The organism is Microtetraspora niveoalba, from assembly GCF_001570405.1.
Lineage (GTDB): Bacteria > Actinomycetota > Actinomycetes > Streptosporangiales > Streptosporangiaceae > Microtetraspora > Microtetraspora niveoalba.
Map to the genome: position 1 here is coordinate 36,919 of NZ_BBYM01000041.1, position 24,414 is coordinate 61,332.

Annotated in this window: 27 protein-coding genes and 1 tRNA gene; 16 read left to right on the forward strand and 12 right to left on the reverse strand. The window is 69.1% G+C overall.

Annotation, left to right across the window (positions count from 1 at the left end; translation table 11 throughout):
- Positions 1-9 precede the first annotated feature (9 nt).
- The 6 genes from AWQ70_RS32010 to AWQ70_RS32030 all read left to right on the forward strand — a co-directional run bounded on the left by AWQ70_RS32010 (position 10) and on the right by AWQ70_RS32030 (position 4,129).
- Positions 10-1,899: a hypothetical protein gene (locus AWQ70_RS32010; RefSeq protein ID WP_067184648.1), complete on the forward strand. Its 1,890-nt coding sequence runs from the start codon at positions 10-12 to the stop codon at positions 1,897-1,899.
- Positions 1,892-2,284, forward strand: a complete 393-nt coding sequence (locus tag AWQ70_RS32015) for a hypothetical protein (RefSeq protein WP_067184651.1) — start codon at positions 1,892-1,894, stop codon at positions 2,282-2,284. Before AWQ70_RS32010 ends, AWQ70_RS32015 begins: the two co-directional genes overlap by 8 nt.
- Before the next feature lie 429 nt (positions 2,285-2,713).
- Positions 2,714-2,956: a hypothetical protein gene (locus AWQ70_RS32020; RefSeq protein WP_067184654.1), complete on the forward strand. Its 243-nt coding sequence runs from the start codon at positions 2,714-2,716 to the stop codon at positions 2,954-2,956.
- Positions 2,957-2,958: 2 nt separating this feature from the next.
- Positions 2,959-3,084, forward strand: a complete 126-nt coding sequence (locus tag AWQ70_RS42160) for a hypothetical protein (protein WP_281197155.1) — start codon at positions 2,959-2,961, stop codon at positions 3,082-3,084.
- Positions 3,071-3,799: a CHAP domain-containing protein gene (locus AWQ70_RS32025; protein WP_067184657.1), complete on the forward strand. Its 729-nt coding sequence runs from the start codon at positions 3,071-3,073 to the stop codon at positions 3,797-3,799. Before AWQ70_RS42160 ends, AWQ70_RS32025 begins: the two co-directional genes overlap by 14 nt.
- Before the next feature lie 60 nt (positions 3,800-3,859).
- Positions 3,860-4,129 (forward strand): hypothetical protein, encoded by a 270-nt coding sequence (locus AWQ70_RS32030; RefSeq protein ID WP_067184660.1) that lies wholly within the window; start codon positions 3,860-3,862, stop codon positions 4,127-4,129.
- 76 nt (positions 4,130-4,205) lie between these two features.
- On the opposite strand, the gene AWQ70_RS32035 is transcribed toward AWQ70_RS32030, so the two are convergent.
- The gene (locus tag AWQ70_RS32035; RefSeq protein ID WP_084518041.1) at positions 4,206-5,186 is read right to left on the reverse strand and encodes a tyrosine-type recombinase/integrase; all 981 of its coding nucleotides are present in this window, start codon (positions 5,184-5,186) and stop codon (positions 4,206-4,208) included.
- 140 nt (positions 5,187-5,326) lie between these two features.
- Here AWQ70_RS32035 and AWQ70_RS32040 point away from each other — a divergent pair.
- From AWQ70_RS32040 to AWQ70_RS32050, 3 genes are all read left to right on the forward strand, one after another.
- A tRNA-Arg gene (locus AWQ70_RS32040) sits at positions 5,327-5,402 on the forward strand.
- A 216-nt stretch (positions 5,403-5,618) separates the two neighbouring features.
- Positions 5,619-6,140, forward strand: coding sequence for an RNA polymerase sigma factor (locus AWQ70_RS32045; RefSeq protein ID WP_067184663.1), 522 nt, complete (start codon positions 5,619-5,621; stop codon positions 6,138-6,140).
- Positions 6,137-7,141: a hypothetical protein gene (locus AWQ70_RS32050; RefSeq protein WP_067184666.1), complete on the forward strand. Its 1,005-nt coding sequence runs from the start codon at positions 6,137-6,139 to the stop codon at positions 7,139-7,141. Before AWQ70_RS32045 ends, AWQ70_RS32050 begins: the two co-directional genes overlap by 4 nt.
- A gap of 227 nt (positions 7,142-7,368) precedes the next feature.
- On the opposite strand, the gene AWQ70_RS32055 is transcribed toward AWQ70_RS32050, so the two are convergent.
- The 8 genes from AWQ70_RS32055 to AWQ70_RS32080 all read right to left on the reverse strand — a co-directional run bounded on the left by AWQ70_RS32055 (position 7,369) and on the right by AWQ70_RS32080 (position 14,539).
- A complete protein-coding gene (locus AWQ70_RS32055; RefSeq protein WP_157530710.1) occupies positions 7,369-7,767 on the reverse strand; it encodes a hypothetical protein in 399 nt (132 codons plus the stop codon).
- A 141-nt stretch (positions 7,768-7,908) separates the two neighbouring features.
- A complete protein-coding gene (locus AWQ70_RS32060; RefSeq protein ID WP_067184670.1) occupies positions 7,909-10,062 on the reverse strand; it encodes a peptidase domain-containing ABC transporter in 2,154 nt (717 codons plus the stop codon).
- The gene (locus AWQ70_RS32065; protein WP_084518043.1) at positions 10,059-11,201 is read right to left on the reverse strand and encodes a TIGR04500 family putative peptide maturation system protein; all 1,143 of its coding nucleotides are present in this window, start codon (positions 11,199-11,201) and stop codon (positions 10,059-10,061) included. The genes AWQ70_RS32060 and AWQ70_RS32065 overlap by 4 nt, the downstream gene beginning before the upstream one ends.
- Complete coding sequence (locus AWQ70_RS32070) at positions 11,191-12,192, reverse strand: MvdC/MvdD family ATP grasp protein (protein WP_157530712.1); 1,002 nt, start codon at positions 12,190-12,192, stop codon at positions 11,191-11,193. Before AWQ70_RS32070 ends, AWQ70_RS32065 begins: the two co-directional genes overlap by 11 nt.
- Positions 12,193-12,366: 174 nt before the next feature.
- Positions 12,367-12,516: a hypothetical protein gene (locus AWQ70_RS39485; RefSeq protein ID WP_157530714.1), complete on the reverse strand. Its 150-nt coding sequence runs from the start codon at positions 12,514-12,516 to the stop codon at positions 12,367-12,369.
- Between the two features lie 506 nt (positions 12,517-13,022).
- Entirely contained in the window at positions 13,023-13,535 is a 513-nt protein-coding gene (locus tag AWQ70_RS32075; protein ID WP_067184683.1) for a DUF6461 domain-containing protein, read from the reverse strand.
- A gap of 27 nt (positions 13,536-13,562) precedes the next feature.
- Entirely contained in the window at positions 13,563-14,000 is a 438-nt protein-coding gene (locus AWQ70_RS42490) for a LuxR C-terminal-related transcriptional regulator (protein ID WP_218004736.1), read from the reverse strand.
- The gene (locus tag AWQ70_RS32080) at positions 13,997-14,539 is read right to left on the reverse strand and encodes a TIGR03086 family metal-binding protein (protein WP_067184686.1); all 543 of its coding nucleotides are present in this window, start codon (positions 14,537-14,539) and stop codon (positions 13,997-13,999) included. Before AWQ70_RS32080 ends, AWQ70_RS42490 begins: the two co-directional genes overlap by 4 nt.
- On the opposite strand from AWQ70_RS32080, the gene AWQ70_RS42290 reads away from it, so the two are divergent.
- From AWQ70_RS42290 to AWQ70_RS32105, 5 genes are all read left to right on the forward strand, one after another.
- Positions 14,538-14,963, forward strand: a complete 426-nt coding sequence (locus tag AWQ70_RS42290; protein ID WP_084518044.1) for a helix-turn-helix domain-containing protein — start codon at positions 14,538-14,540, stop codon at positions 14,961-14,963. The genes AWQ70_RS32080 and AWQ70_RS42290 overlap by 2 nt on opposite strands.
- A gap of 326 nt (positions 14,964-15,289) precedes the next feature.
- Positions 15,290-15,793, forward strand: coding sequence for a SigE family RNA polymerase sigma factor (locus AWQ70_RS32090; RefSeq protein WP_067184693.1), 504 nt, complete (start codon positions 15,290-15,292; stop codon positions 15,791-15,793).
- A gap of 142 nt (positions 15,794-15,935) precedes the next feature.
- On the forward strand, positions 15,936-17,129 hold the full coding sequence (locus tag AWQ70_RS32095; RefSeq protein WP_157530716.1) for a hypothetical protein: 1,194 nt from the start codon (positions 15,936-15,938) through the stop codon (positions 17,127-17,129).
- Positions 17,130-17,259: 130 nt separating this feature from the next.
- Positions 17,260-17,955: a class I SAM-dependent methyltransferase gene (locus AWQ70_RS32100; RefSeq protein ID WP_067184699.1), complete on the forward strand. Its 696-nt coding sequence runs from the start codon at positions 17,260-17,262 to the stop codon at positions 17,953-17,955.
- Between the two features lie 582 nt (positions 17,956-18,537).
- Positions 18,538-19,098 carry a DinB family protein gene (locus AWQ70_RS32105; RefSeq protein ID WP_174552441.1) on the forward strand — a complete coding sequence of 187 codons (561 nt, stop codon included), beginning with the start codon at positions 18,538-18,540 and terminating at the stop codon, positions 19,096-19,098.
- 444 nt (positions 19,099-19,542) lie between these two features.
- On the opposite strand, the gene AWQ70_RS32110 is transcribed toward AWQ70_RS32105, so the two are convergent.
- Together AWQ70_RS32110 and AWQ70_RS32115 are read right to left on the reverse strand one after the other, a co-directional pair.
- Complete coding sequence (locus AWQ70_RS32110; protein WP_067184705.1) at positions 19,543-20,238, reverse strand: 4a-hydroxytetrahydrobiopterin dehydratase; 696 nt, start codon at positions 20,236-20,238, stop codon at positions 19,543-19,545.
- Between the two features lie 104 nt (positions 20,239-20,342).
- Positions 20,343-20,786, reverse strand: coding sequence for a GNAT family N-acetyltransferase (locus AWQ70_RS32115; protein WP_067184708.1), 444 nt, complete (start codon positions 20,784-20,786; stop codon positions 20,343-20,345).
- Positions 20,787-21,315: 529 nt separating this feature from the next.
- Between AWQ70_RS32115 and AWQ70_RS32120 the strand changes: the two genes are divergently transcribed.
- The gene (locus tag AWQ70_RS32120) at positions 21,316-23,442 is read left to right on the forward strand and encodes a prolyl oligopeptidase family serine peptidase (protein ID WP_067184713.1); all 2,127 of its coding nucleotides are present in this window, start codon (positions 21,316-21,318) and stop codon (positions 23,440-23,442) included.
- Between the two features lie 169 nt (positions 23,443-23,611).
- Positions 23,612-23,917, forward strand: coding sequence for a hypothetical protein (locus AWQ70_RS32125; protein ID WP_067184716.1), 306 nt, complete (start codon positions 23,612-23,614; stop codon positions 23,915-23,917).
- Between the two features lie 41 nt (positions 23,918-23,958).
- On the opposite strand, the gene AWQ70_RS32130 is transcribed toward AWQ70_RS32125, so the two are convergent.
- Positions 23,959-24,363, reverse strand: a complete 405-nt coding sequence (locus AWQ70_RS32130; RefSeq protein ID WP_067184719.1) for a hypothetical protein — start codon at positions 24,361-24,363, stop codon at positions 23,959-23,961.
- Positions 24,364-24,414: the final 51 nt, after the last annotated feature.

Sequence of the window (24,414 nt, forward strand, 5' to 3'; positions counted from 1 at the left end):
TGACCGCCCGTGGTTGCCCTGATCAGGGACGTCACCGGCATCACATACGCGGCCAACGACGACCAGCCCGTCATCCCGCGCCCGCAGGTGCAGGCCGGGGACATCCTGCTCTGCTATCACGCCTGCGACGAGGGTCCGCTCTCGGACATGGGCATCCAGGGGCAGGGCTGGACCACCGTCGCGGAGCGCGGGGACGACAGGCCGTTCGGCAATGGCGGCGGCTCGAAGATCTATCGGAAGGTCGCCACGGGCAGCGAGCCGAGCAGCTACACCCTCGTCCAGGACCGGAACCCGGGCAGGCTGGCGGACTCGACCGTGGTCATGCTCTCCGTCAAGGGGGGCGACCCGAACAACATCGTCGCCCGCCACGACGGCGACACCAGCTTCCCGCCTTTCCTGGTGCTGCGCGAGGCCATCACCCCGGCGGCGACGCCCCCGTCCGGGAGCGGCCTGGAGCTGCGGATCGCCACCGGCTGGGATCCCAGCGGGGGCGTCTCCTGGTCGACCCCGGCCGGGTACCTGCCGGTCACCTCCTCCACGCAGCAGTCCCGCGGCTTCGTGGCTACGACGATGGTCGCGCGGACGCTGGTGACGTCGGCGCCGCTCGGGTCGGTGACCCTCACGTCCAACGTCACGCTGGCCGCGTCGCACGGCTTCACGGTCATCGTGCCGTCCGGCGACGGCGGGGGCGGGGATGTTCCGACGCCCCCCTCGTTCCCGGCCTTCACACCGGCCAAGGGCAGCGCGCTGTACCGGTACACCGTCCACGACATGATCACCGGGGCGTACCGGCAGGACATCTACCCGACCGACGTCACGTTCGATCGCCGGATCGGCGAGCCCGGGACCTTCTCGGCGACGTTGCCGATCCCGAACGCTCGACGCGCGGACGAGGTCGCCCGGATCATCCCCCGCCACGCCTCCGACCTCACGTCGGGGCCCGGCCGGATCATCGTGCATGTCTGGCGCGCCGGCGTGCTGTGGGGGATCTACTGGATCCACGGGGCCTTGATCAGCAAGAGCCGGAGGGGCACGGTCTCCATCCAGCTCCGCGGCTCCACCTTGGACGCGTATCTGCTGCACGTACCGGTCGAGTCCGACCTGTCGTGGACCGGCGAGCAGATCGACAACGCCCGCCAGCTCCTGGCCCACATGCAGGCCCTCGATGGCGCGAACATCGGCCTCGCCCCGCGCCCCGGCACCAGCGGCCAGGTCCGGCCGCTCGAAGTGAAGGCCGAGGACCGCACGACGTACGGCGACGCGCTCAAGGGCTACGCCGAGGCGTACGGCGGTTTCGAGTACGTGATCGACCCGGTCATCGGCCGGTCGGGGACCGAACGCCGGTGGAAGTGGGGCGCACCGAAGATCACCAGCAGCAGGCGGCACGTCTTCACCGAGAGCCCGCACGGGGGCGACATCCTCGACTGGGGTGAGGAAATCGACGCCCTGCGCGGAGCGACCCGGGCGCGCGTCATCGGCGGCACCCCGGAAGCGACCGACGCAACCGAGGGCGCCACGCCGGTCCTCAGCGGCTGGGTGACCGCGACGGCGCACCGGGCGGCCGGCTGGCCGCGCTACGGCCAGACGGTGGAGCACCCGGGCGAGTCCCTGCTCCAGTCCCAGCTCGACCAGTACGCGGCCCGCTGGATCGCGACGTTCGGCGGCTCGCTGCGCGTCTACAGCGCGACGGTGGCGCTCGGCGCGAAGCCGACGATCTCACCGAGCAGCCTGGGCGACCAGGTCCGGCGGGTGATGGTCAACGTCTGGCACCCGAGAGTCGCCGGCGGCGCGAGCTTCGACGCGTCCCAGCGCCTGATCGGCATCGGCATCACACCCGTCTCGAAGCAGACCGGCAAAGAGGAAGCGCAGCTCATCTTGGAGGAGGCCAGCGTTGAGTGATCAGTTCCCGGTCAAGCAGGGCCGGATCATCCGGGCGATGCAGCGCGATATCGAGCGGCTGTCCACGCTGGCGAAGACGGTCGCCCCCACGCCGGTCACGAAGTCCAGCGGCGCGTTTCACGTGCCCAGCACGGCGGCACCGGACGCGCCGGCGAGCGGCTTCAAGATCTACTCGGATGGCGGGAACTTCAGGATCCGGAACTCGAACGGGACCGTCCGCGGCTTCCCCGGTAGCAACGTCTTCGACCACTCCATGACCAGCAGCACCATCGGCTCGGCGCCCACCGCGAGCGACTACAACCGCCTCCGCACGGACGTCGCCAACCTCAGCCAGACCGTCAACAACCTGCTGTCCAGCCTGCGCAGCGTGGGGCTGATCGGCTGACGGATGCGTCACGGCCCGGCGGGGATGCGTCATCGGATGCGTCACCCGGGAGGCCCGGAAAGCGCCGTACGGCCGCGTACGGCTCGTGATCGTGACGCATGTGAGGGCCGGATGACGCATTCGTGACGCGTTCCCGGCCGGATGCGTCACAGCTTCCGGGATGCCCGGAAAACCTGTCACATCCGTCAGACCAGCGAAGACGTGACGCCGATGCGTCACCGTTGGCGATCTTCGGCCCCCTGGTGACGTGTGTGACACGTTTTTATGTCCTATCCGCCCCTACGCGCGCGCATACGCGCACACGGGGACTCAACCGGAGAAAACGCGTCATGCGTCACACGCGTCACCGCCCACCACGTGCCGCCGGTCCGAGGCTCGGATCGGACCCCGCGGCACCCCTACCAACCGCCGAGCAGGAGAGCGAAAGCGATGCTTGACCCGCTCGGCCCCGTGACGATCGGAGCCCGCGAGATTTACGACGAGCTCAAGACCGTCGGATCCAAGCTCGACAAGGTCGACTCGAAAGTCGACGGGATCGTCACCGACGTCACCGACCACGAGACCAGGATCCGCGCCCTGGAACGCGCACGGTGGCCACTCCCATCACTGGCCGCGCTCGTCGCGCTCGGCTCTCTCATCCTCGCCATCATCTCGTTCACCCGAGGAGGCTGACCGTGTCCGAACCCCTCCCGCCGGCCCCGTACAACCGGGCCGACGTCACCCCCGACGACGGCGCCCAGGACGTCAGCCAGGACCCGACCGTGACCTACGAGAGCGAGGTCGAGGATGGCGACGAGTAACGACGTCCTGCGAATCGCTCGCGCGCAGCTCGGCACCGGCGAACGCTCGGACGGCACCAGCATCTACGGCTCCTGGTACGCCCGGCTCGTCAAGAACCAGGCGTTCGCCGCAGCCCCGTGGTGTCAGGCATTCGTCTCCTGGGTCGCCCGGGAGGCCGGCATCCCGACCAGCGTGATCCCGAACGGCGCCTGGACGGTCGCCGTCGCTGACTGGTTCGCCAAGCAGGGCCAGTTCTCGCAGACCCCGCACCCGGGCGACATCGTCTGGTTCGACTGGCAGGGGTCGAAGAACGTCCCGGCGATCGACCACGTCGGGTTCGTCGAGTCGATCCTGTCTGACGGCCGGATCGTCACGATCGAGGGCAACACCGCGAACGCCGTACGGCGGCGCGTCCGCTCTCGCTCGTGCATCGCCGGGTTCGGCCACTGGGCGCGCACAACGGCGACGCCGAAGCCCGCACCGAAACCTGTCCTAACGCCGACGGAGGTCTTCGTGAAGCAGCTCCCCACGCTCAAGCCCGGCACGAAGGGCTGGCACGTCAAGACGGTCGTGCACCTGCTCGCGGCCCGCGACTACGCGGTGGGCCCGGGCGTGGACGACACGGTCTTGTCCCCGGCCGTCGTCGAGCGGCTGCGCGCGTTCAAGAAGGCCGCCGGCCTCCCAGAGGGGGACACGGTGGATCTCGACACCTGGGCGAAGCTCCTCCGCCTGTAGCCGCCCGACCCCATCCGCATCCCCGCCGTCCCCTGGCGGGCCAACCCCCGGGAGGGGAACATGAAGCAGTTCGCCGTACGGAACCCGCTGCTGCTGCGCGGCGCCATCGCCCTCGTCGTCATCGGCATCGCCCGGATCCTCATCGCGACCGGGCTCATCCCGGCCGACTGGGATCTCGACGAGGCGCGCGTCGAGCAGGTCTTCGACGGGTCGGTCGCGGCCTGGGCGTGGTTCTCGGCCCGGCGCAAGGTCACCCCGGTCGCGGATCCGCGCGACGACACAGGCCGGGTGCTGACGCCGACGGCGGTGTATCCGCCTCGGGTCGTGTAAATCGAGCGCCTCGTCGAGCCGCCCCCGCTCCCCTCTTCGGAGGGTGGGCGGGGGCGGCCTTTCGTCGTTCCCGGGGTCAGATCCGGTCGCCGGGGGAGAGCCGGGCGTGCGTCTCCCGCGCCCGCTCGGCCGCCAGGTCCTCCGTGTAGTGCTGGACCATGTCGCGGGTCTTCCACCCCAGGATGTGCTGGACATCGCCGTCGGATGCTCCGGCGGCGAGCAGGTTGTGTGCGGCGGTGCCTCGGAAGCGGTGCGGGTGGACCTCCTCGAGGCCGGCTTCCTGACCACGGCGGCCGAGCATGGCGCGGACGCCCCAGTGGGTGAGGTGGTGGGTACCGCGCCCCTGGATTCCGAGCCACAGCCAAGGGCTGTCGGCCTTGGGGTGGGCGGCGCGGATGCGGAGGTAGCGGTCGATCGCGCTCCGGGCCTTGGCGCCGATCGGTAGCCAGAGCTCGTCGCCGCCCTTGAGCCGGATGCGGATGCGCTTGCCGGGGAGGTCGAGGTCTGCGGTGCGCATGTCGGCGAGGCCCGACACGCGGACGCCGTTGTCCATGAAGATCCGGATGATCGCGGTGTCGCGGCGGTCCTCGAACCCGTTGCCCTTGCAGGCGGCCAGGAGCGCGGCGAGCTGGAGGTCGGTGAGGTAGGTCCTCACCTTCTTCGGCACCTTGGGAGCGTCCCCCTTCTTCACGGGCGATTCCCAGGTGCGCTCGCCCTCCTCGATCAGCCAGTTGAACCAGACGCGAAGGTTCCGGTAGTGGACGGCGGCGGAGGCCGCCGAGGTTCGTTCGCGCTCGGCGGCGAGGAATCGACGGACGTGTGCGGCTTCGACGCCTTCGGCGTCGGTGGGGCAGCCGTTGAGGTCGAGCCAGGTGCGGAACATCTTGGCCGTGTCGATGTAGCTCCTGATCGTCTTGGGGGACTTGGCGGCGGCTTCGAGGCTCATCTGCCAGGAGTCGATCAGCGCGTACAGGGGGGCGCCGCGGGGGACGAGGGGCTTGCGTTTGCTCGCGCGCCGGTTTCCTGCGGGGGTGAAGGGGACGAGGGTTTCGGTCATAGCCAGCGCCTTCCGGGCGGGGAGCCGGGGGCTGCTCGGTGTTGCGGCCCGCCCGGGGCAATCATTGGGTCTATCACCTGTGTACGGTCTGGTAGAGTTCTCTACGTCGCGCAGACCGGCAGGTCAGGGCGGCAAACCAAGCGGCCGTAGCTCAATGGATAGAGCATCTGACTACGGATCAGAAGGTTAGGGGTTCGAGTCCTCTCGGCCGCGCCAGACAAAGAAGGCCCGTCACCAGGGAAACCTGGGAACGGGCCTTCTTGCTTTCTAGATCATCCAGGCCGCTTGCTGACGCCCTTGCTATCAGCGCGGCTCCCCGGTGGCTCCCGCTACTCGCCGATCGCCTGGGCGAAGACCTCCGCCGCCGAGGCTCTGCTGCTATCGAAGAGTCTGTGCGCCAACTACTCAAGATTTCTTGGAAGGATCGCATGCTTGCGGGCAAACAAGGGTGTGATCACTGCTCCTGACGTCTTCGAGGCCGTCTTCGAAGCCCATTACGAGGAGATCCGGCGCTACATCGGGCGCAGGCTCGACCTCGACGTGGCCGAGGATCTCGCCGCGGAGACGTTCCTCATCGCCTTCAGGCAACGCGAACGCTTCGACTCGGCCGTGGGCGGGGTCAGGCCATGGCTGTACGGCATCGCGACCAAGCTCATCGGCCGCCACCGGCGCGCCGAGGTGCGCAGGTACCGCGCCTTGGCCAGGACGGGGCCGCCACATGACGACGAGGGACACGATCAGCGGATCGTGGACAGGCTCAGCGCGAGCGTGACGGTCGACCGGCTGGCGGGGGCGCTGGCGCGGCTGTCAAAAGGGGAGCGCGACGTGGTGCTCCTCATCGCGTACGGCGGGCTGGGCTACGACGAGGTGGCGGCGGCGCTCAGGATCGCCTCGGGGACGGTCGCGTCCCGGTTGAGCAGGGCCAGGACCAAGCTGCGTGAGGTGTTGGGATGAACGAGTTCCAGGTCATCGACTCGGTGATGCCCGATGTGCCGCCCCCATCGGCCGAGCAACTGGCGGCGGCGCGCAAGCGGGTACTCGCGACTACACAGGCGCCCCCGGTGTCCCCGGTGCGGGCGGGCAGAAAGCCGTGGACGGGGACGGCGCTCGTCGCGGCGGCCGTCGTGCTCGTGGTCGGCGCGGTGGTGGCCCTCGTACCTCGACGTGCGGTGGAGCCAGTCGCGGTCACGCCCATGCAGAAACTGGAAGCCGCGGCCGCCAGGCTGGCGGCGACACCGGAGGCGAAGGGCCGCTACTGGCGACGTGACACCGAGCACGTCTTGCGGACGAAGAGCGTCCACCCCTACCAGGTCGAGGAACGGGCCATGGAAGTGCTCGCCTTCGGGCCCAACCGCGAGGTCTACGGCTGGCGCGAGCCGATATCGGCGAAGCCGTACACGGACGAGGGCCTGAAAGCGTGGCGACGGGACGGCTCCCCCCAGCTGTGCCCCGCGCGGGGGTGCGACAAGAACATGCCCGCATATCCCTCGGCGGATCTGGGTTTGGGGCTGAAGCTCGCCGATGGGCTGAAGCTGACGCTGACGGAGCTGCGGAGCCTCCCCAAGGAGCCAGCGGCGCTCAGGGCACGGCTGCTGGACAGCTACGACCCTCAGGTGGCCGTGGAGCGCGAGCCATGGCTCGAGGGGGCCGCCTCGCGGCTCATCAACTCACCAGCGACGCCTGGCACCAGGGCTGCCGCCTATCTTCTCCTGGCGAATGCGCCGGGCATCAAGGTGGTCGACGATATTCCCGGGACGTTCGGGCTCGACGGGCTGGCCCTCCAATTCGCGGGAGGGCAGATCGTGATCGACCGCAGGACTGGCCAGTTGCTTGGGAAGCAGGGGCTGACTCCCGAGGGCGTCGCCTGGAAGGCCGAGATCGTCAGGAAGGTGGGCTGGAGCGATGTGCGGCCGGTGCCGCCTGCCAAATGCGTCCGCTGTACGGCCCGGCTCTAGGACACGCGCACTGGATTGCAGCGCGGCGAGCACGGAGAGCGCTTCTGGGCGGCCGCTCGCAGGTGATCCGAGCACGATGGGAGGGAATCGTGGCAGCTGTTCCTTTGAGGAAAGATCGAGACATTCATCTGGTCACCGACCGGGATTTCTGATGTCCGCCAGCCTGGACATCTGTGTCCGTCTACCTGGACACAGATGTCCGCTGACCAGGACTTCCTCATGGCCGCTTACGCGCCGGCATTTTGTGGTTGAGCAGCCGCGCAGATGCCCGTATGCGAAGGAACCCGCGATGCAGCGTTGGCCTGCCGCAGCGTTTCCGATAGGTCATCTGGAGCATCGACGCTGAGGCCGAGAACGGTGGCTCCGTCGCGGGTGATCGTGATGATGGCCTGATAGTGGTCTCGTGCCCTCAGGTAGAGCCTGAAGGCATCTTCTCCTTCGAGGCGCAACTCATCAAGGGCCTTATTGTCCGCGCCGTTCGCAATACCCAGGACATAGACCCGCTCGAAGGCGTGGAACCGCTCGTCACCGGGGTCGTCCACGTTGACGTAGCTCTCAATGAATCGTCCGAGGACTTCGGGACCACGCTCTGGAACCCACACGTAGACGTCGAGACATGGCGGCACGGGCCTAGCGTAGATCTCCGCGCTCCGGTGGCTCGAAGAGGCCGGCTTCCGACGCTGGGAGGAGGTCTTGCCAACGCTGGTGCTATGCCCCGGGACGCGCGACGACCTCCCATCCGGATCTCCTGGTCACCTGCCGGCGGTTCAGCGGGGGCCGGGGACGGTTGTCAAGGTGGGGCCGATCGACTGGTGCTGGTAACGGACCAGGTCGGCGTAGTGCCCGCCGTAGGCCATCAGCTGGTGGTGGGTGCCGGCCTCGATCACCTGGCCGCGGTTCAGCACGACGATCAGGTCGGCGTCCTGGATGGTGGACAGCCGGTGGGCGATGATGATCTGCGTCTGCCCGAGCCGCAGCAGGTTGCGGCGGATGCGCTCTTCGGTGACCGCGTCCAGGCTGGCGGTCGGCTCGTCCAGCAGCAGGATCCGCGGGCGGCGGACGAGCGCGCGGGCCAGGGCCAGACGCTGGCGCTGCCCTCCGGACAGGCGCCCGCCGCCCTCGCCGATGTCGGTGTCGTATCCCTGCGGGAGCCGCACGATCTCGTCGTGGATCTCGGCCATACGGGCGGCGTACTCGACCGCCGGTCTGCTCAGCCCGGAGAATCCGGCGATGTTGCCCATGATGGTGCCGGCGAACAGGTGCGGCTGCTGGGTGACGACTCCCACCTGCCCGCGTAGCCATTGCCGGTCGAGCTCCTCCAGCGGTATCCCGTCGAAGTAGACCCGTCCGGCGGTCGGCTCCACCAGCCCGACCAGCACACGTCCGAGGGTGGTCTTGCCGGATCCGGAGGCTCCGACGATCGCGACCCTCGAACCCGGCGGAATGCGCAGGGAGATGTCGCGCAGCACCGGCGTGCGGGCGTCATAGCCGGTGCTGAGCCCGGCGACGGCGATCCCGCCGCGCAGCCGGCCGTCCGGCCGGACGCCGCCGACGCGTTCCGGCGCGGTGCCCATCAGGTCGGCGATCCGCCCGATGTGCGCGGCGGCGAGCTGGAGCTGGTACACGATGCCGAGCAGCGACGCGAGCGGGGTGGTCGCCGCGATGGCGAGGGACACCAGGGCGAGCTGGTCGCCCAGCGTCGCATCACCGCCGGTGGTGGCGAACACGGCGACAAGCAGCCCCAGGTGGAGCGCCGTCCGCAGGGCGGTGCTCACCGCCTGCACCCCGGCCACGTGCCGGTCGCGGGCGGCGCCGGTGGTCAGCTCATCGTCGTGATGGGCGCGCCATCGGGCGACCGCGGCGGCTTCGCCGCCGGAGGCTTTGATGGCCTCGATGCCGGCGAGGCTGTCGACCAGGGTGGACTGGGTGGTGGCGTTGGTGTGCAGCGCGGCGAAGGCCAGGTGCATTCCGCGGCGGGCCGTGGCCAAGACCACGGCCCCCTGGGCGGCCGCGGCCGCGAGTGTCAACAGCGCCAGGCCGGGCGAGGCGATGAAGAGCAGCGTCAGGTACGTGACGGCGGTGAACAGGTCGAAAAGGAAGGTGAGCGACTGTTCGGTGAGCAGGTCGCGCAGCATCGCCACCCCGCTGAGTCTGCTCAGCAGGTCGCCGCTGGAGCGGCGTTGGAAGAAGCGGTACGGCAGGGCCAGCGTGTGGCCGACCAGCTTGCGCATCACCTCGGCCGCGACCGAGGTCTGCAGCCTGATCATCACCCAGGCGCGTACCCATGACAGCAGGGCGTGGACGAAGACGACGCACGCCGCTGCCGCCGCGAGCGCCGCCGTGTCCAGGGCCGCCGGCCGGTCCACCACCAGTTTGGTGAACAGCGGTACGGCCAGCCCGAGAAGCTGTGTACCGAGCGAGGCCAGCACCACGGCGACGATCAGCCCCCTGTTGGCCAGCGCGGGCGCGACCAGCGGGCGCAACACCCGCCACGGCCGGGACTTGGCGGCGGGGGCGAGCCCGGCGGGAGCGTCGGCGAGCAGCACCTTGTCTGAGTACCCGGCCCTGAACTGGCGCTGCGACAACCGCCGCCGTCCCCGCGCCGGATCCAGGACGGCCACGGCGCGCGGAGTGACCCGCTCGACCACGACGAAGTGGTTGTTCTCCCACAGTGCGACGAACGGCGTGGGAAGGCCGGAGATGGTGTCCATCGGGGCGCGGCAGGCGCGCAGCCGCAGCCCGAAGCGGGCACCGGCCTGGATCATCTCGCGCATGCTCACGCCGTCCACGCCTTCGGCGAGATGGCGGCGCACCTCGGCGGGGCTCGTACGGCGCCCCAGGGCGCCGAGCACCATGGCGAGACAGGCGGCGCCGCAGTCGCTGCGGTCGAGCTGCATCCGCAGCGGCACTCGCCTTCTCACAGCCAGAACCACCTGATGTGCGATGTGCGCCGCCGCTCGTCCAGCCACGCCTGGAACGCGGCGTCGCGCGCCGCGTCGAGCACCTCCTGAGCCTCGGGATCCGGCGGGAGCACCTCGTACACGACTCCGGCCAGGTGGCCGCCGTCGTAGGGGACCGGCCCGATCGCGGTCCCCGCGGGCAGCCCGCGCAGGGGTTCCGGGAGCCGAGGGGTGAGCGTCGCGGCGGCTTCGAGGTGGAGTCGCCGATCCTCGGCACCCGCCACGGCGGGGTGTCCGGCGTGCCGCGTGGGCAGCAGGGCCGTGGTGACCCGGTCGGTGAACTGCGCCACCGGGCCGTCGAGGAGGACATGCAGCGCCTCCGGCCGCGGTCCGGTCACCCACGCGGCAGACCGTACGGTGAATTCGTCCGGGTGTTCGGCGAGATAGCGCCGGGCGGGTTCACCGGCGAAGCGCTCGCGGACCCGGCCGATGAGCGCCTGCGTCTTGACGTGGCTCCAGAACGCCTCCTCCGACATTCCGGCCTCGGCGAGCCAGTCCAGCGTCCGCGCCCGGCCGGTGAGCCCGCGCCTTCGGCGGAACTCGTCGGCGGCCCGCTGGGTCTCGGCGACCGTCAGCGGCTCGGTGTCGCCATCCATCTCGGTGAGGAGGATGCGGTGGTCCACCAGCCGCTCATGGAGTTGCCGATCACGGGCGCCGAGGGCGCGGATGGTGGAAAGCGCGGCCGCGATCGACAACCCGATCCCGTCGACGCTGAGGACGTTCGCCGCCGCCCAATGGGTGGAGTGGTCGACGAGCCAGGGAACGCCGTCGGCCGTCTCGGCGGACAGCGCGACGGAGCCGTCCTCGGGATGCTCCAGAAGCAGGTCGTAGCCGACCCGGGCCGTCCCCGGCGGCTCATCGACTACGAGCTGGGCGCGCAGCCACGGCCGCCGGGAACTCCAACCTCGCACCAGGTCGTACGCGTCGCCCACCATTTCAGGGGTGGTGGGCAACCCGCGCAGCAGCGTGACCGCGTCGGCCAGATCCGTCCCGAAGGCGGCCCGATCGTGCGTCGGGTCACCGAGAGCCACGCCGACGGGTCCTGGCTCGGCGGGTTCCGGATCGCTAGCGGAGAAGTGCGTGCTCTGGTCAGTCGGCATCGATGCGGTCCTTGACGTCGGGGCGGGCGGCGGCCTCGGCCAGCCAGTCGGCGATCGCGTCGCTGATGGGCAGGCCGGTCAGCATCTCGACGAAGGCCCACTGCCCGTTGATGTTGAGTTCCAGGAAGACGTGCCGGCCGTCCGGCGTCACGATGAAGTCCAAGGCGCCGAAGGTCAGACCGAGCCCCGCGACCAGGCGCACACAGCGGTCCGCGATGTCCGGCGGCAGGCTGTAGGCGGAGTAGCCCACGTTGGGATCGTCGTAGTGTCGCCAGTCGACGGCGGTCAGCCGCGACACCTGGGAGTCGATGCGGGCGGCGAACACCCGCTCGCCGACGACGGTCACCCGCAGCTCGTACGCCTTGGGCATGTTGGGCTGCAGCATCGCCGGGCCGTACCGGAGCCGGTGCCGGCCCGTCAGTCGCCGCCGGGGAACCACGGCCGTGAAGAGATGGCGATCCTCGCCGTCCATCGTGAACGGGTGATAGCCGAGCGCCTTGGTGATGAGACGGCCGCCGGCCCGGTTCCACGCCGGGACGAGCTCGTCCGGATCGTTCGTCACGACCGTCTCGACGATGGTGAACCCGAGTTCGGTCGCCCGGTGAAGGTGCAGCAGCTTGTTGTCCATCGCCACGGCGTGCTGCGGCCGCGCCGGCATCCACCGCGCCCCCACCATCAGGTCGTACGCGCCGGCGAGCGCCAGCTTCGCCGCGTGCTCGGCGAACTCCCGCTGCGACGTCTCCCGCACCTCAGGGGAGGACGGCCTGTCGGGGCGGCGGTCCCAGACCGCGGTGACCCTGGACAGGTCGTACGTCTCGCCCCGGCGCGTCAGCACCTGTCGCCAACGGCCGTCGAGATAGGCGGTGGTGAGGGTGCACGCCCCGGGGTACTCCGCCTCGTCCCACCACAGCAGGGGCACTCCACGCTCGCGAAGCTTGGGCAGCACGGTATGAACCGAGTCGTCGCGGGCACTGCTGATGATCAACAACACGGTGGAGTGCTCCTTCTCCGTCATGAGTCAGCGAGCCGGCGTCCGCGGACGCCGGCTCCCCGTCGTTCACTTCGCCGTCCGGTGATCAGGCTCGGCCGTACCTGATCGACCGGTCGCCGCCGAGATCCGGATCGCGATCATCGCGGCGATCGCGATCCGGAGTCACCGCAACGATCAGGTGTTCTTGCAGTCCTGGCCGCTGGCGGCGGAGCTGCAGGCGTAGCCCGAGCCCGGCTTCATCTCGGCCCGCACGCCCGCGACGATCTCCAGGTCGTCACCAGCGAGCTCGGACACCCCGGCGGGAAGGTCGTCGATCTTCAGCATGTCCCTCATAGGACACCCCCATCTGGTTGCACAGGACCGTCATCTACGGCCCGGTACGAAATGGTGGTGATCATGGTTTGTACATTTCTTGGATTTCGCTAGGACGCCGGTGCATCCCGATGCCGACCCGCCGAAATGACTCAAGAGCAGGCGAAGGCGATAGGGAGCGGAGGGAGCCCTCGACGAGGCGGCGCGAGACCACCGGAATTTCGCCCGCCATGCGGCCGTCGAGTCGATCTTCGAGATCCGTGAGCGCTTCGGCCTGCCTGACCCCGCCGAGGAGCCATGGGACCACTGCCGGAGGCGGATGCCGCACCTCATGCGTTGCCGGCCCGAGATGCTGGACGATCACGTCGTCGCTGATGTACTCCCGGCCATATGGATCTTGAATCGAGAGCCGTGGACGGAAGAACGACTTCGCGCAGGCGGCTCCGGGCTCGAACAGGCTTCAGGGCCGCACTGTCGAGTCGTGGAAACAGGGCGGAAGCGGCTCAGTGCTCGAGAACTCAGTACTCGAGAACGCCGTGGGCGGCCACGATGTCACTTGAAGTGCTCGGCCGCACCTCGGTGATGCGCTCGGCCAGCAGCAGCGCAGCGGCAAGCCCGCCCTCCGACTTGTCGCCAACCAGCCCGAGCTCGACCCGGTCGGCCAGGTAGTCCTCCGAGATGCCATCCTCGTCGCCGGGGAACAGCGGATCGAAGGACAGGATCCTGCGGCCGTCCACGTAATGGTCGAAGGACGCGACCCTGTTCACGTTGACGAAGACACTCGCCGTGACCGTCCCGGCCGACAGGGGCCGCAGCACCTCGTCCAGCGTGCCGGCGAAGCCGTTCCACTCGCTCAGAATGGTCCCGCCCTCGGCCGACCGGGCAGAGATGAGGCCCTCCTCGATCTCGCCTTCCTCGTCATCGCCGTCGAATACGTCAATGCCAAGGCGGGCCAGCGCCTCGTGCGGGGTAAGGCCGCGGACGAAGGTCGCGCAGAACGCGTCGTCATCGAGCCAGTCGTAGCCGCTCATGAGAATCCCGTTCTCTCCAGGAGCAGATCATGGAGATCCTGGCATGCGGGTCCGACGAAAAGTCCGTACGACCTTGAGAGGCGACATCGGGGTCATCCTGGCGGGCCCACGTGCCCGGCGGTGCAGGGCATGACCACGCCGTTCGGCGTGTAAACGATCAAGCTCGCTCGAAACGCCGTCAGAGCAGCCCATGTCGGTGGGCCATCGTGGCAGCCTGGCTCGCGGCTGCTCACGCCAAGCTTGGCCGGCATGTTGCCCACATGCGCCCACCGTCTCGACCGAGATGAACAGTTCTTCGGCGATCTGCCGGTTGGTGCGGCCGTCGGCGAGCAGGCGCAGACCGGCGGAGCGCCCCTGCGCCCGCTCGGCGGCCGGGCGTGCGGCCTGGGCGGGCTGCTCGGGCCGCCCGCCGCACACCGACCCCGCCCCACTCGTACGACGTCTTGACAGGGCTGGAGCGATCACGCTGTCCAGGCTGGATCCCGGCCGATGACGCCGAGCAGGCGGTCGAACAGTGAGGCGTCGCCCGGCACTGCCACCGGCGGCCCGAAGGCACCGCGTTGCCTGCCCATCTCCACCATCTGGTCAGTGAACTGCAGCGCCCGCGAGACGGCCTCGGCGTCCGGCTCGTACTCCTGACCGGTGGCCCTGGCCAGGTCCCAGCCGTGCACCACCATATCGACGAGGTACATGTGACCCAGCACGGTCATCGGCAGGCCCATGGCGGGGCTGGTCCCCTCCCATGCCTCGGGCCGCGACCAGGCGGCCAGCGTGCCCTCCGCTCGTTCGGGGAAGTCGCCCGCGTAAGGCCCCTGCTCGACGCTCGGCCCCTTGCGAGCCAGCGACTCGAACATCTCCGCCACCCACTCGAGGTGGTTGATCAGGTCCTTGACGTCGAACTTCGCGCATGGCGTCGAGAACCCGAGCTGCTCCTGCCGCACCGCGCGCACCAAGCTCGCGGTACGTTCGGTGGCCCGCGTCATCAGCGGCATCATGTCTTCCATGGCAGCCAGCGTGCCCCGTGTGCCAGAAGGGCGGCTTGTAGAAACGCGACAGCGCGGCTGGGTCAACCCGTACGCGGGGCTCAGCGCCTTCGATTTCGTCCGGCAGGCGCCATCGCCGGAGATCGCGGCGCATGTGGAGCACTTCTGGGTCGTCACGTGGACCGATCTCGCCGAGCCGTACGAACAGCGCATCATCTCGCACCCCACGGTGAACATGTTCCGGGACTATGTCGGCGTCGGCCCCAAGTGGGTGATCCGCCGCTTCCGGCTGCACGAGGCCGCGGAGCGGGTCTACCAGGGCCTCGACCTCGCCACGCTGGCCGCCGAGCTCGGCTACACCGATCAGGCCCACCTGACCCGTGACTTCACCGCTGCGGTCGGCATGCCCCCCGCGGCCTACGCCCGGCTCAGAAGCCAGGCCTGATCCCGACGTTCACTGGGAGTCCGTCTCCTTCGGCGGGGCGGCGGTAACGGATTCCAGAGGAGCGGTTCTGAGCGGTTCTGAGCGATCCTGAAGATCGTTTGAGGGCCTGCGGATCAGAAGGTCAGGGGTTCGAGCCCTCTCGGCCGCGCAGCAGGTGAAGGCCGCCGGTTCCACCGGGTCGGCGGCCGCTACTCGCTCGCCGTCCGGTCCCGATGCATGCCGGGTCCCCATCACGTGTTCTCCCTCCTGCGGCCGGGGCTGGGAGACCGAGGCAACCTTCGCGGCGTGCTGTGCGTGTATGGGGTCATGATTTCGAAGGGCGTCCAGTGACGCCGCATACGGACGGTTTCACGGAATTCGTGGCCGCCCGCAGTACAAGCCTGTTGCGCACGGCGTACCTGACCTGCGGTTCGCTCGGGGAAGCCGAAGATTTGCTGCAGACCGCGCTGGAGCGGGCGTGTCTGCGTTGGGACAGGCTGTGCCGTGGCGGCGACCCCGAGCCCTACATCCGGCGGATCATCGTCAATCTGGCGATCAGCCGGGCGCGGCGTCTGGCGATCATGCGATTGATTCCGACGCACACCCCTCCCGAACTGCCCGCCGCGCGGGAGGACATCGAGTTACGGCACGTCGTCATGGACGCCTTACGGGCGTTGCCGCCCCGTCAGCGGGCTGTGGTGGTGCTCAGGTTCTGGGATGACATGACCGAGGCCCAGACGGCGAAGATGCTCGGCTGCTCCGTCGGCACGGTGAAGAGCCAGACGTCCAAGGCGCTGAAACGCCTGCGGGCGCTGCTGGGTGAGGAGGTGGCGAACAGTGCGCGGTATTGAGGAACGTCTACGCCAGGGAATGACCGACGCGACCCGGCCAGTGCTGGGGGCGCCGGAGCTGGCCGTACGGGTGATGGCCCGGGTGGCACTGCGCAGAAGGCGGCGCAGACTGGCGGCGAGTGTCGCCGCGGTCGCCGCCGCCGTGCTGGTGACGATCGGTGTGGTGTCGCCGTACATCGTCACCCGGCCCGACCCGGTCGCCACCTCCCCGGAACTGGATGGCGTGCGGATCGGCTACATCCCGGAGGGACTGGGTGCCCCGCAACGCCTGCGGGCGCAGGAGAAAGACATCGAAGGAGAGATCCGGCTGCGCGGTGAGGCGCTGAGATGGCAGGCCGGCAGCGATTTCGTCCAGGTTTCGGCCTACCGCACGGGCGGCGTCATCCATGACGCGATGGGCATCCTGGCCCTGAATGTCGTCGACTCACCGGTCGAGCCGCGATTCAGCGATGATCCGGTGTTGTCCGGCGACGGCACCAGCGCCATGTGGGTCGCCGACTACCGCCTTGTACTGAAAGTCACGGTCTCGGCGGCTCTGAAGGGAGAGCGCGACCGAATCATCGGTGGGCTGCGACTGGTCGGCTGGAGTCCCGCCTTCGCCGGACTCCGCGTCACGTACATGCCGGCCGGCATGTGGGTCTCACGAAAGGGCGCGGATCCCGACGCGCTGACCCGGCTCTGGCAAGGTGAGTCCGGCCGGCGCGTCTCCATCGAGGTCGTATACGGCCGGGCCGCGGCGACACTGGAGAAGCTGCGTGCCGCCGGACCCCCGCAGGAGGTTCTGACCGATGTGCGTCCGGCCTCGGTGCACGGCCAGCCGGCCTACGCGGCAGCCACCGGACAGGCAGGCCGGGTGTTGCTGTGGCTGGTCAAGCCGGGAACCGGCGTGCGGGTCCGGGGGGACCACCTGCCGGAGGGGGACCTGGTACGGATCGCCGAGGGCATCCAGTCGCCTCCCGAAAGCCAGGGCGAGTCCGTCGACGGCATCGCGATCTCCCTCGCCGGTCCGGATCTGCGGCCGGGTCCCGTGGAGACCGCCGTTGCGGCACGTTGGCGTTCCACCACCCGGCGATGGATCGGCCCGGACGGCGAAGACACCGTCACTGTCTCCATCCAGCGTGGCGCGGCGGTTCTGAGCTCCACCTGGTGGAGGAGCGTGTCCAGGGGCGAGCCGAAGCCGGCGACCATCGCCGGCGTGCAAGGGAATCTGCTCGACACGGGGGCCTCCACATCCAGCCGGAAGTTCACCTGGACTCCAGAGCCCGGCCTGGCCATCGTGGTCACCGCCCCCGCAGATGAGCTACGGCGAATCGTGAAGAGGATCGCGGCGCCATGATGCTGGAACCCGTGCCGGCTCCGAAGACGCGCCCGCACCCCGGACAGCGCACACCAGGACCGGGACACCACCCACCATCTCAGGTGAAACTCCGTGGCGAGCCACTTGTGCCCACCGCGATGATGTCCCGATGCACAAGGCGACCGCCTACCATGACGCACTCGGCGACTTCTTCGCCAAGCATGCCGATACGAGCCCCTACAACGCCTACACCGACAGACCCGCGATGCTTCAACTCGCGGGCGATGTCTCCGGGACCAGAATCCTGGATGTCGGCTGCGGGGCAGGCCACTATGCGGCCGAACTTTCGGCCCGCGGCGCCCAGGTGGTCGGGATCGAGGGCAGCGCCACGCTGCTGCGCCACGCACGAGCGCGCCTGAACGGCCACGCGGAACTGCTCCTCCACAATCTGGAAGAGCCGCTCGACTTCGCCGCTGACACCTCGTTCGACGGTGTGGTCTGCGCCCTCGTGTACGAGCACATCAGGAACCGGGTGCAACTGCTGGGCGAACTGCGCCGCGTCCTGCGACCAGGTGGATGGCTCCTGGTGTCGACCACTCACCCCACAGCCGACTGGCGCCACTTCGGAGGCTCGTACTTCAGCCAAAACTGGAGAGATCTGCCTCTTGGAGACAGTGAGCTCTCCATCCACTACCAGCGCATGCCGTTGGAGACCTTCTTGGGCGAGTTGTTGGCCGCGGGGTTCGTGCTGGAGCGACTGGTCGAACCCCGCCCGACAGCCGGCCTGCGGGAGATCGATGAAGCCGCCTACGACAAGCTTCATCAAGCGCCGTCCTTCCTCGCCGTGAAACTACGGCGTCCCTGATCACGATCTGTGCGCCCTCACGAGCTCAATGAGCGCGAGCAGGCCCCGATCACGAATCGTTGGGCGCCTGCCCTTCCCCACGGATCAGGACGCCAGGTTTTCGATTCCTCGCGGCGACGCCAGGCGGAGAAGGCCCGCCACCAGGAAGAAGCCGGGAACGGACCTTCTCGATCATCCAGGCGTTCGCCGACACCCTCGCCGACTCAAGAAAATGAGACCGCCACCAGGCGCGCGGCAGCGCACCCCGGCCGATACGACTTTCACCCCGGCGGTTCACCACGCGCCGACAACGTTCACCGAGGAAGCCGCCGGCATGAGACGCCGGGGCCACGATCCCGCCCGGCGTGGGGCGAGCGATCACCACCTGGAAACTCACCGGATGACGAGTGGTCGTCCCATGCACCGCGATCACGGACGCGGCCGCTCTTCCCCAACGCGGCCAGCATCGTCGGGGCGGACCACCTCATCGACGGAGGTGCCGTCACGACCGTGTGAGCACGCGGGCGCGCCGAACTCATCCGACCACGTCGAGCCGCGGAAATTCAGTGGCGAGCCGGGTACTCCAGAGCCAAAGTGACCAGAATGAGCGACCAAACCCAACGCTGGAGCCAGGCGACCGTATACCGGGACATGTGGGTAGACCCGAATGACGATCCCCGCGAGAGCGCCGAAGTCCCGCCGGAAGGCGAACTGGCGACGCTGCAGGACTACCTGACGAACTACAGACTGACCCTGCTGATGAAATGCGAGGGTCTCAACCCGGAACAACTCGCCCGTCGATCGGTGCCGCCGTCGACCATGTCGCTGCTCGGCCTGCTCCGGCACCTCGCCGAGGTAGAGCGGGACTGGCGCGGCTGGATCCTGCCCGGCGACCCCCCGTCGACGCTGTACGGCAAGGACGACGGCGACTTCGACGGAGCGGTCGCCGAACAGGCGGTGGTCGACGCCGCATACGCCGACCTCGCCCGTGAGCAGGCGGCCACCGACGCCGTGCTGGCCGAGCATCCGGATCTGGGCGAGCGACTGGGGAAGGACGCCATCTCCGTCCGGGAACTGCTGGTGCACCGGATCGAGGAGTACGCCCGGCACTGCGGCCACGCGGATCTGTTGCGGGAGTGCGTCGACGGTCGCGTGGGCCAGTGAGGGGACGACGGCTCCAGGACGCCGTGGACTGATCCGGACGGCTACGGACACCGTCGGTCCTGCTACCGATCAGAAGAGTTTCTCGGCCGCGCCACCCGGCGAAGGTCCCTGAGCAGGCGCCACGCCTCCGGGGACCTTTCTGTTTCCCCGGCTCACCCGGGCCTCTTCCCCTCGCCGGGAGCCCCCTGGAACCCGCCCGCTTCGGCTTCCCCAGCAGAGCGCTCGAAATGGCCGTCGTCGAAGGTGATCAGGGGAGGCGGGGAGAGCACATGCCGGGTGCGACACTCGGCGAGTGGAGAACGAACTGGCGGCGGCAGTGGGACGGCTTCGAGAGACGTTCGCCCGCTACCCGCGGCGGGCGCCGACGACCTGGCACGAGCCTACGACTTCCTTGCCTGGTAGGGCCGCGCTGACCGGTGAAGACGGCCTGCCCGAGAACGACGCTCACCGACCGCGCGGGTCGGCCTCGATCCAGCCTGCCGCGCCGACACAGGCCTCATTGCCCTCCGGGTCGGCCAGCACCCAGTGCGACGGTGCGTACGCATCCGACACCAGGCGGCCACCGGCGGCGATCGCCGCCGCGATCCGCGCCTCGGCCTGGTCGTACGGCACCCAGACGTCGATGTGGACCCGGTTGCGCTGCGGGCGCGGAGCGTCCATCTGCTGGAAGTAGAACGGCGCCCCGCGGCGCTGCGGATCGATCAGGTCTTCGGCGCTGTTCGCGCGGTCCTCGTAGCCGAGCAGGGCACGCCAGAACGGCACCACGTCGGAGCCGACGAGGGCGTCGATGGTGACCTGGACAGTCTGCACAGCCGACGGATCGGCGGGGATGTCCAGCGTGCGGGCCACTGCCGAGATCTGCCGGGCCAGCTCGACGTCCCGCTCGCTCAGCCCGTAGAAGTCCGCGATCGTGATCAGCCGTACGGTCACGCCCCCGTAGCGCAGGTCAACGTCGGGATGACCGCTCCCCACGCCGGGCAGCTCGCTGATCGCCCGCACGAACTCGGCCCCGGCCGCGAGCGACCCGGTACGGAAGTAGGCGCACGCCCCCTCACCCAGCACACGCCAGTCCTCCAGGCCGCCGATCTCGTGAAACCGCTGCGGCCTGATCCGCTCGATCTTGCACTCAACGTCGGTCATCCGGTCAGCGTATTCTGCGAGCCCGACAATCTACGTCGCCTCGCTCCCGGATCTACGCGGCTGCCGCGGGCGCCGAAATTCCTCCTGGCGAGCGCTGTCTCGTCTCAGTTCGTGAGCTTCTTGCGCATCTGCACCGCGGACCGGCCGTCCAGCACCTCGCGGCCGGTTTTCACGTAGCCGAGGGACTCGTACAGGGCGATGTTCGAAACCATCTTGACGTTGGTGTAGAGGCGCAGAGCGGGGAGTCCGCGCCTGCGCGCCTCCTCCTCGGCGAAGGCCAGCAGGCTCCGGCCGATGCCCCTGCCGTGCAGGCCGGGCCGGACGGCGACATTGTCGACCAGCAACACGCCGTCCTCGGGAATCAGCACGATGAGCCCTTCGATCCCGTCGCGCCCATCCCGTACGTGCACGTGCCCCTCGGCGACGAGGGCGTCGTAGTCCGCCTCCATCGGCAGTGGGCGCATGCCGGTGATCTCCACCCACGGCAGGTAGGCATCGTGGACCAGTCGCTTGACGGCCGCCACGTCCGCGGCCAGAGCTTTACGCATCCGCCCGATGATGTCACCACCCGCTCGGGCGCGCCACGGCGGCCGACCGCGGTCGGCCGCCTCCCGGGAGCTCCTGGCGGCCCTGGGATCTATCTCGGAAGACCACGAATTACTTTCATACGAGATCGAAATGCACACGGCATTCCAGTACGCCTTCTTCTCTTGCGCGAAATCTTGGCGGGAAGGATAGCCGATATGGCCGTCCGGCCCTCCGGCCCGCACGTGCCGATAATTCGCAGGATTGGCACTCGCCGTCGAGAGTGACGCCGGTGTTTATCGATCGCGGGCCCGGGGATAGTGTCGTCGCAATCGCCCATTTCGGGGCGAATCACCAGATCCGGGAGGATTACATGAACGGATACCTGCCGTATCGCGATTCCACTCCGACCGCCCGCACCGGGGGCGTGCGCGGCTGGCAGGCGGACATTCTCCGCGGCGAGTCGTAACTGAGAAAGCCGAGGTACTGCGGTTCTGTATAGGCCGCAGTACCTCGACCTGTGACGGGCGGAACAATTCATCGGGGGCGTTCGTGGCGCGATTCTTTTACCCTGCGGCTCGGCCAGGCGACGTGGTGGAGGATCTGTTCGGATTCCCGGTCCCCGATCCGTACCGCTGGCTGGAGGACGCCGATGACGCGCGTGTGCGGGACTGGGCCGCGGCCCAGGATCGGCTCTTCCAGGCGCATCGCGCCGGATGGCACGAGAAGCGATCGTGGGCGTCCGCGGTGGACCAGGTGTCGTCCTTCGGCGTGTCCGAGCCCCCGATGGTGCGCGGGTCCGTCATGTTCGTCGCCGAGCAGCGGCGCGAGGACGAGCAACGGCGCCTGCTCGTCGTCGACGCCGGGGGGAACAGGCGGGTGCTGGTCGATCCGGTGGAGATCGATCCGTCCGGCCACACCGGGCTGTACGCCTGGTGGCCGTCACGCGAGGGCGAACGTGTGGCCGTCCAGATGGAGGTCGCCGAGCAGCCCGGCAGCGACATCATGGTTCTCGACGTACGAACCGGGGAGGCGGTGGACGGGCCGCTGCCACGCGCCCGCAACACCTCGCTCGCCTGGCTGCCGGGAGGGGACGCGTTCTACTACGTCAGCCGTGTTCCCGATGAGGAGCTGGCCCCCGGCGACATGCGTCTGCAGCGGCGAGTGAGGTTGCATCGGATCGGCTCGCCCTGCCGGTCGGACGCGGTGGTGTTCGGCGGCGAGGACGCGCCGGACCACTATTACGGGCTCACGGTCAGCGCCGACGGCCGCCATCTGGCGATCACCGCGATGGCCGGGCCCGCCTCGCACAACGACGTGTACGCGGCCGAGCTCATCGATCCGGAAGCTCCGCGTTTCGTCAAGATCGTGGACGGGGGGACGATACGCGCCCGCGTGCTCCCGCGCTTCCTCGCGGACGGCGATCTGCTGCTGGTCACCGACCACCAGGCGCCATGCGGCCGCATCTGCACGGCTCGGCGGCACGACACCGACCCGGCCGCGTGGCGCACGCTGGTGGCCGAGGATCGCCAGGCCCCCGTGGACGAGTGTCTGGTCCTGGACGACCCGGCGCTTCCGCGGCCACTCCTGCTGGTGGCACGGTCCCGGCACGGCGCCTCCACCATGACGCTGCACGACCTGGCCGACGGCCGGCCGCTCGCCGATCTGCCCCTTCCCGGCGCGGGCGTCGTCTCATCCCTGCGCACGGACATCGCACACGGACGGCACGCATGGTTCAGCTACTGCGACGCGGCCACTCCCCCCACCATCTACCGCTACGACGCCGTCAGCGGGAGGACGGAACCGGAAACCGGCGCCACAACGACCGGACGTACCGCGGAGATCCGCAGCCACAGCGTTCGCTATCCGGCCCGCGACGGCACCGAGATCACACTGCTCCTGTTCACCCCGGCCGAAGAGCGTCAGGGCCCCCGGCCCACCCTTCTTTACGGCTACGGCAGTTTCGGCATGCCGATGCGCCCCTGGTTCTTCCCTCTGGCGGCCGCCTGGGTCGGCGCCGGCGGCACCTACGCGGTCGCCTGCGTACGCGGAGGCGGCGAGGAGGGCCAGCACTGGCACGACGCCGGTCGTGGACCGCACAAACACCGCGCGATCAGCGACTTCAACGACGCCGCGGCCTGGCTCATCGACACCGGGCGGACCACCCGCGACCAACTGGCGATCTATGGCCAGTCCGCCGGCGGGCTGCTGGTGACCGCCGCCGCCACGCAACGACCGGACCTGTACGCCGCGGTCATCGCCGAGGGCCCGCTGTGTGACATGGCCCGCTACGAGAAATTCGGCCTGGGATGCACATGGATCGACGAATTCGGCACGGCCTCCCGAGCCGAAGAACTCCAATGGCTGCTCGCATACTCCCCCTATCACAACATCAAGCCCGGAACCCCCTATCCCGCGTTCCTCCTCACCGGTGCGGTGACCGATCTGCAGACGGGAGAGGCCCACGTCACCAAAATGTGCGCCGCCCTCCAGAACGCCACCGGCAGTGACCGGCCGATCCTGATGCGCCGAGAACCCGACACCGCCCACGCCGCCTCTCCCGCGAGCAAAGAACGCGCCCTGACCGCGGACATCCTGGCCTTCGCCGGGAAATACACCGGTCTGTCGCCGGAGAAAACAACAATGCCTCTTCAGGAGGCTGTCGCGGAACAACACTGAGAGCGGCCTGACGGTGAAACCGGCGACCCGCCGGCCTGTCGCGGCGGCTCGCCCCGGCTCCGGGTGTGTCCCGGGTTCATCCTGACCGGCTGCTCCCACGTCATCGCCGACCACTCGACAGAGGGACGGGTGGCATGCTGGACGGACGGCGATCAGGAGGAGATCAGCGATGCCCCACCCTCTCGGCACGCGGCCCGCGGTCCGGCGTACCCCTCTCACCGCGGACGAGAAGGCGCGGAGCGAGGCGAACTTCGCCCAGCTCGTCGCCCAGATGCTCGTCACCGAAGGCCGGTTCAGGGTGAGTGCCGACACCCCGGAGATGGTGGAGCTGTTCCAGACGGTCGCCCGCAGGGTGGGCGACATGCTCCAGAGGCCGGTGGTCAGCTACGCCAACGGCAGGTACATCGTGATCACCTTCGGCCAGGAGGAGACCCCGGGCCTCGCCGACCGGGGCGTCCGCTCGCCGCGAGAGTGACCGGCCAGGCGTCTGGAAGTACCCGGCCGCCCTGGCTCCCGTCACCCCCGCAGGGTGACCGACATGAGGTATTCGGCCAGGGCGCCGAGCAGGACGGCCACCGCACCGGCGAGCCACATCGGCGCGTGCTCTTTCCCTCTGGACAGCAGCAGGGTGCCCGGGTCGTGTGGCTTCTGGACGCCCACCTGAACGATATGGACGACGAGGACCAGCGACTTCGACAGCGCGGTGTGGGCGTAGAGGCTCACCCTGCCGTCCACGATCATGACGAGATCCAGGATCAGGCCGAGAAGGCCGACGCCGGCGATGAGCGCTCTGCCCTTGCCCGGCACGTCGAGGCGGGCCGCGTTGACCAGCGCGATGACGGTGACGGCGGCGAATCCGCCGAAGAGGGCCACGTAGCCCTGCGACTGGAGCCGCCACGGCCGGGTGCGTCCGGCTTCCACCGGCGGTTGAGATGACGGATCCGTGGACACGACAGGAACGAACCTCCCAAA

Coding starts and splice junctions, on each gene's coding strand:
- AWQ70_RS32115 (WP_067184708.1), bottom strand. CDS start 20,786: ATGCGTAAAGCTCTGGCCGCGGACGTGGCGGCCGTCAAGCGACTGGTC.
- AWQ70_RS32110 (WP_067184705.1), bottom strand. CDS start 20,238: ATGACCGACGTTGAGTGCAAGATCGAGCGGATCAGGCCGCAGCGGTTT.
- AWQ70_RS32105 (WP_174552441.1), top strand. CDS start 18,538: ATGAGCGACCAAACCCAACGCTGGAGCCAGGCGACCGTATACCGGGAC.
- AWQ70_RS39485 (WP_157530714.1), bottom strand. CDS start 12,516: ATGCTGAAGATCGACGACCTTCCCGCCGGGGTGTCCGAGCTCGCTGGT.
- AWQ70_RS32100 (WP_067184699.1), top strand. CDS start 17,260: ATGCACAAGGCGACCGCCTACCATGACGCACTCGGCGACTTCTTCGCC.
- AWQ70_RS32035 (WP_084518041.1), bottom strand. CDS start 5,186: ATGACCGAAACCCTCGTCCCCTTCACCCCCGCAGGAAACCGGCGCGCG.
- AWQ70_RS32075 (WP_067184683.1), bottom strand. CDS start 13,535: ATGAGCGGCTACGACTGGCTCGATGACGACGCGTTCTGCGCGACCTTC.
- AWQ70_RS32050 (WP_067184666.1), top strand. CDS start 6,137: ATGAACGAGTTCCAGGTCATCGACTCGGTGATGCCCGATGTGCCGCCC.
- AWQ70_RS32030 (WP_067184660.1), top strand. CDS start 3,860: ATGAAGCAGTTCGCCGTACGGAACCCGCTGCTGCTGCGCGGCGCCATC.
- AWQ70_RS32020 (WP_067184654.1), top strand. CDS start 2,714: ATGCTTGACCCGCTCGGCCCCGTGACGATCGGAGCCCGCGAGATTTAC.
- AWQ70_RS32125 (WP_067184716.1), top strand. CDS start 23,612: ATGCCCCACCCTCTCGGCACGCGGCCCGCGGTCCGGCGTACCCCTCTC.
- AWQ70_RS32065 (WP_084518043.1), bottom strand. CDS start 11,201: ATGCCGACTGACCAGAGCACGCACTTCTCCGCTAGCGATCCGGAACCC.
- AWQ70_RS42290 (WP_084518044.1), top strand. CDS start 14,538: ATGGCAGCCAGCGTGCCCCGTGTGCCAGAAGGGCGGCTTGTAGAAACG.
- AWQ70_RS32025 (WP_067184657.1), top strand. CDS start 3,071: ATGGCGACGAGTAACGACGTCCTGCGAATCGCTCGCGCGCAGCTCGGC.
- AWQ70_RS32080 (WP_067184686.1), bottom strand. CDS start 14,539: ATGGAAGACATGATGCCGCTGATGACGCGGGCCACCGAACGTACCGCG.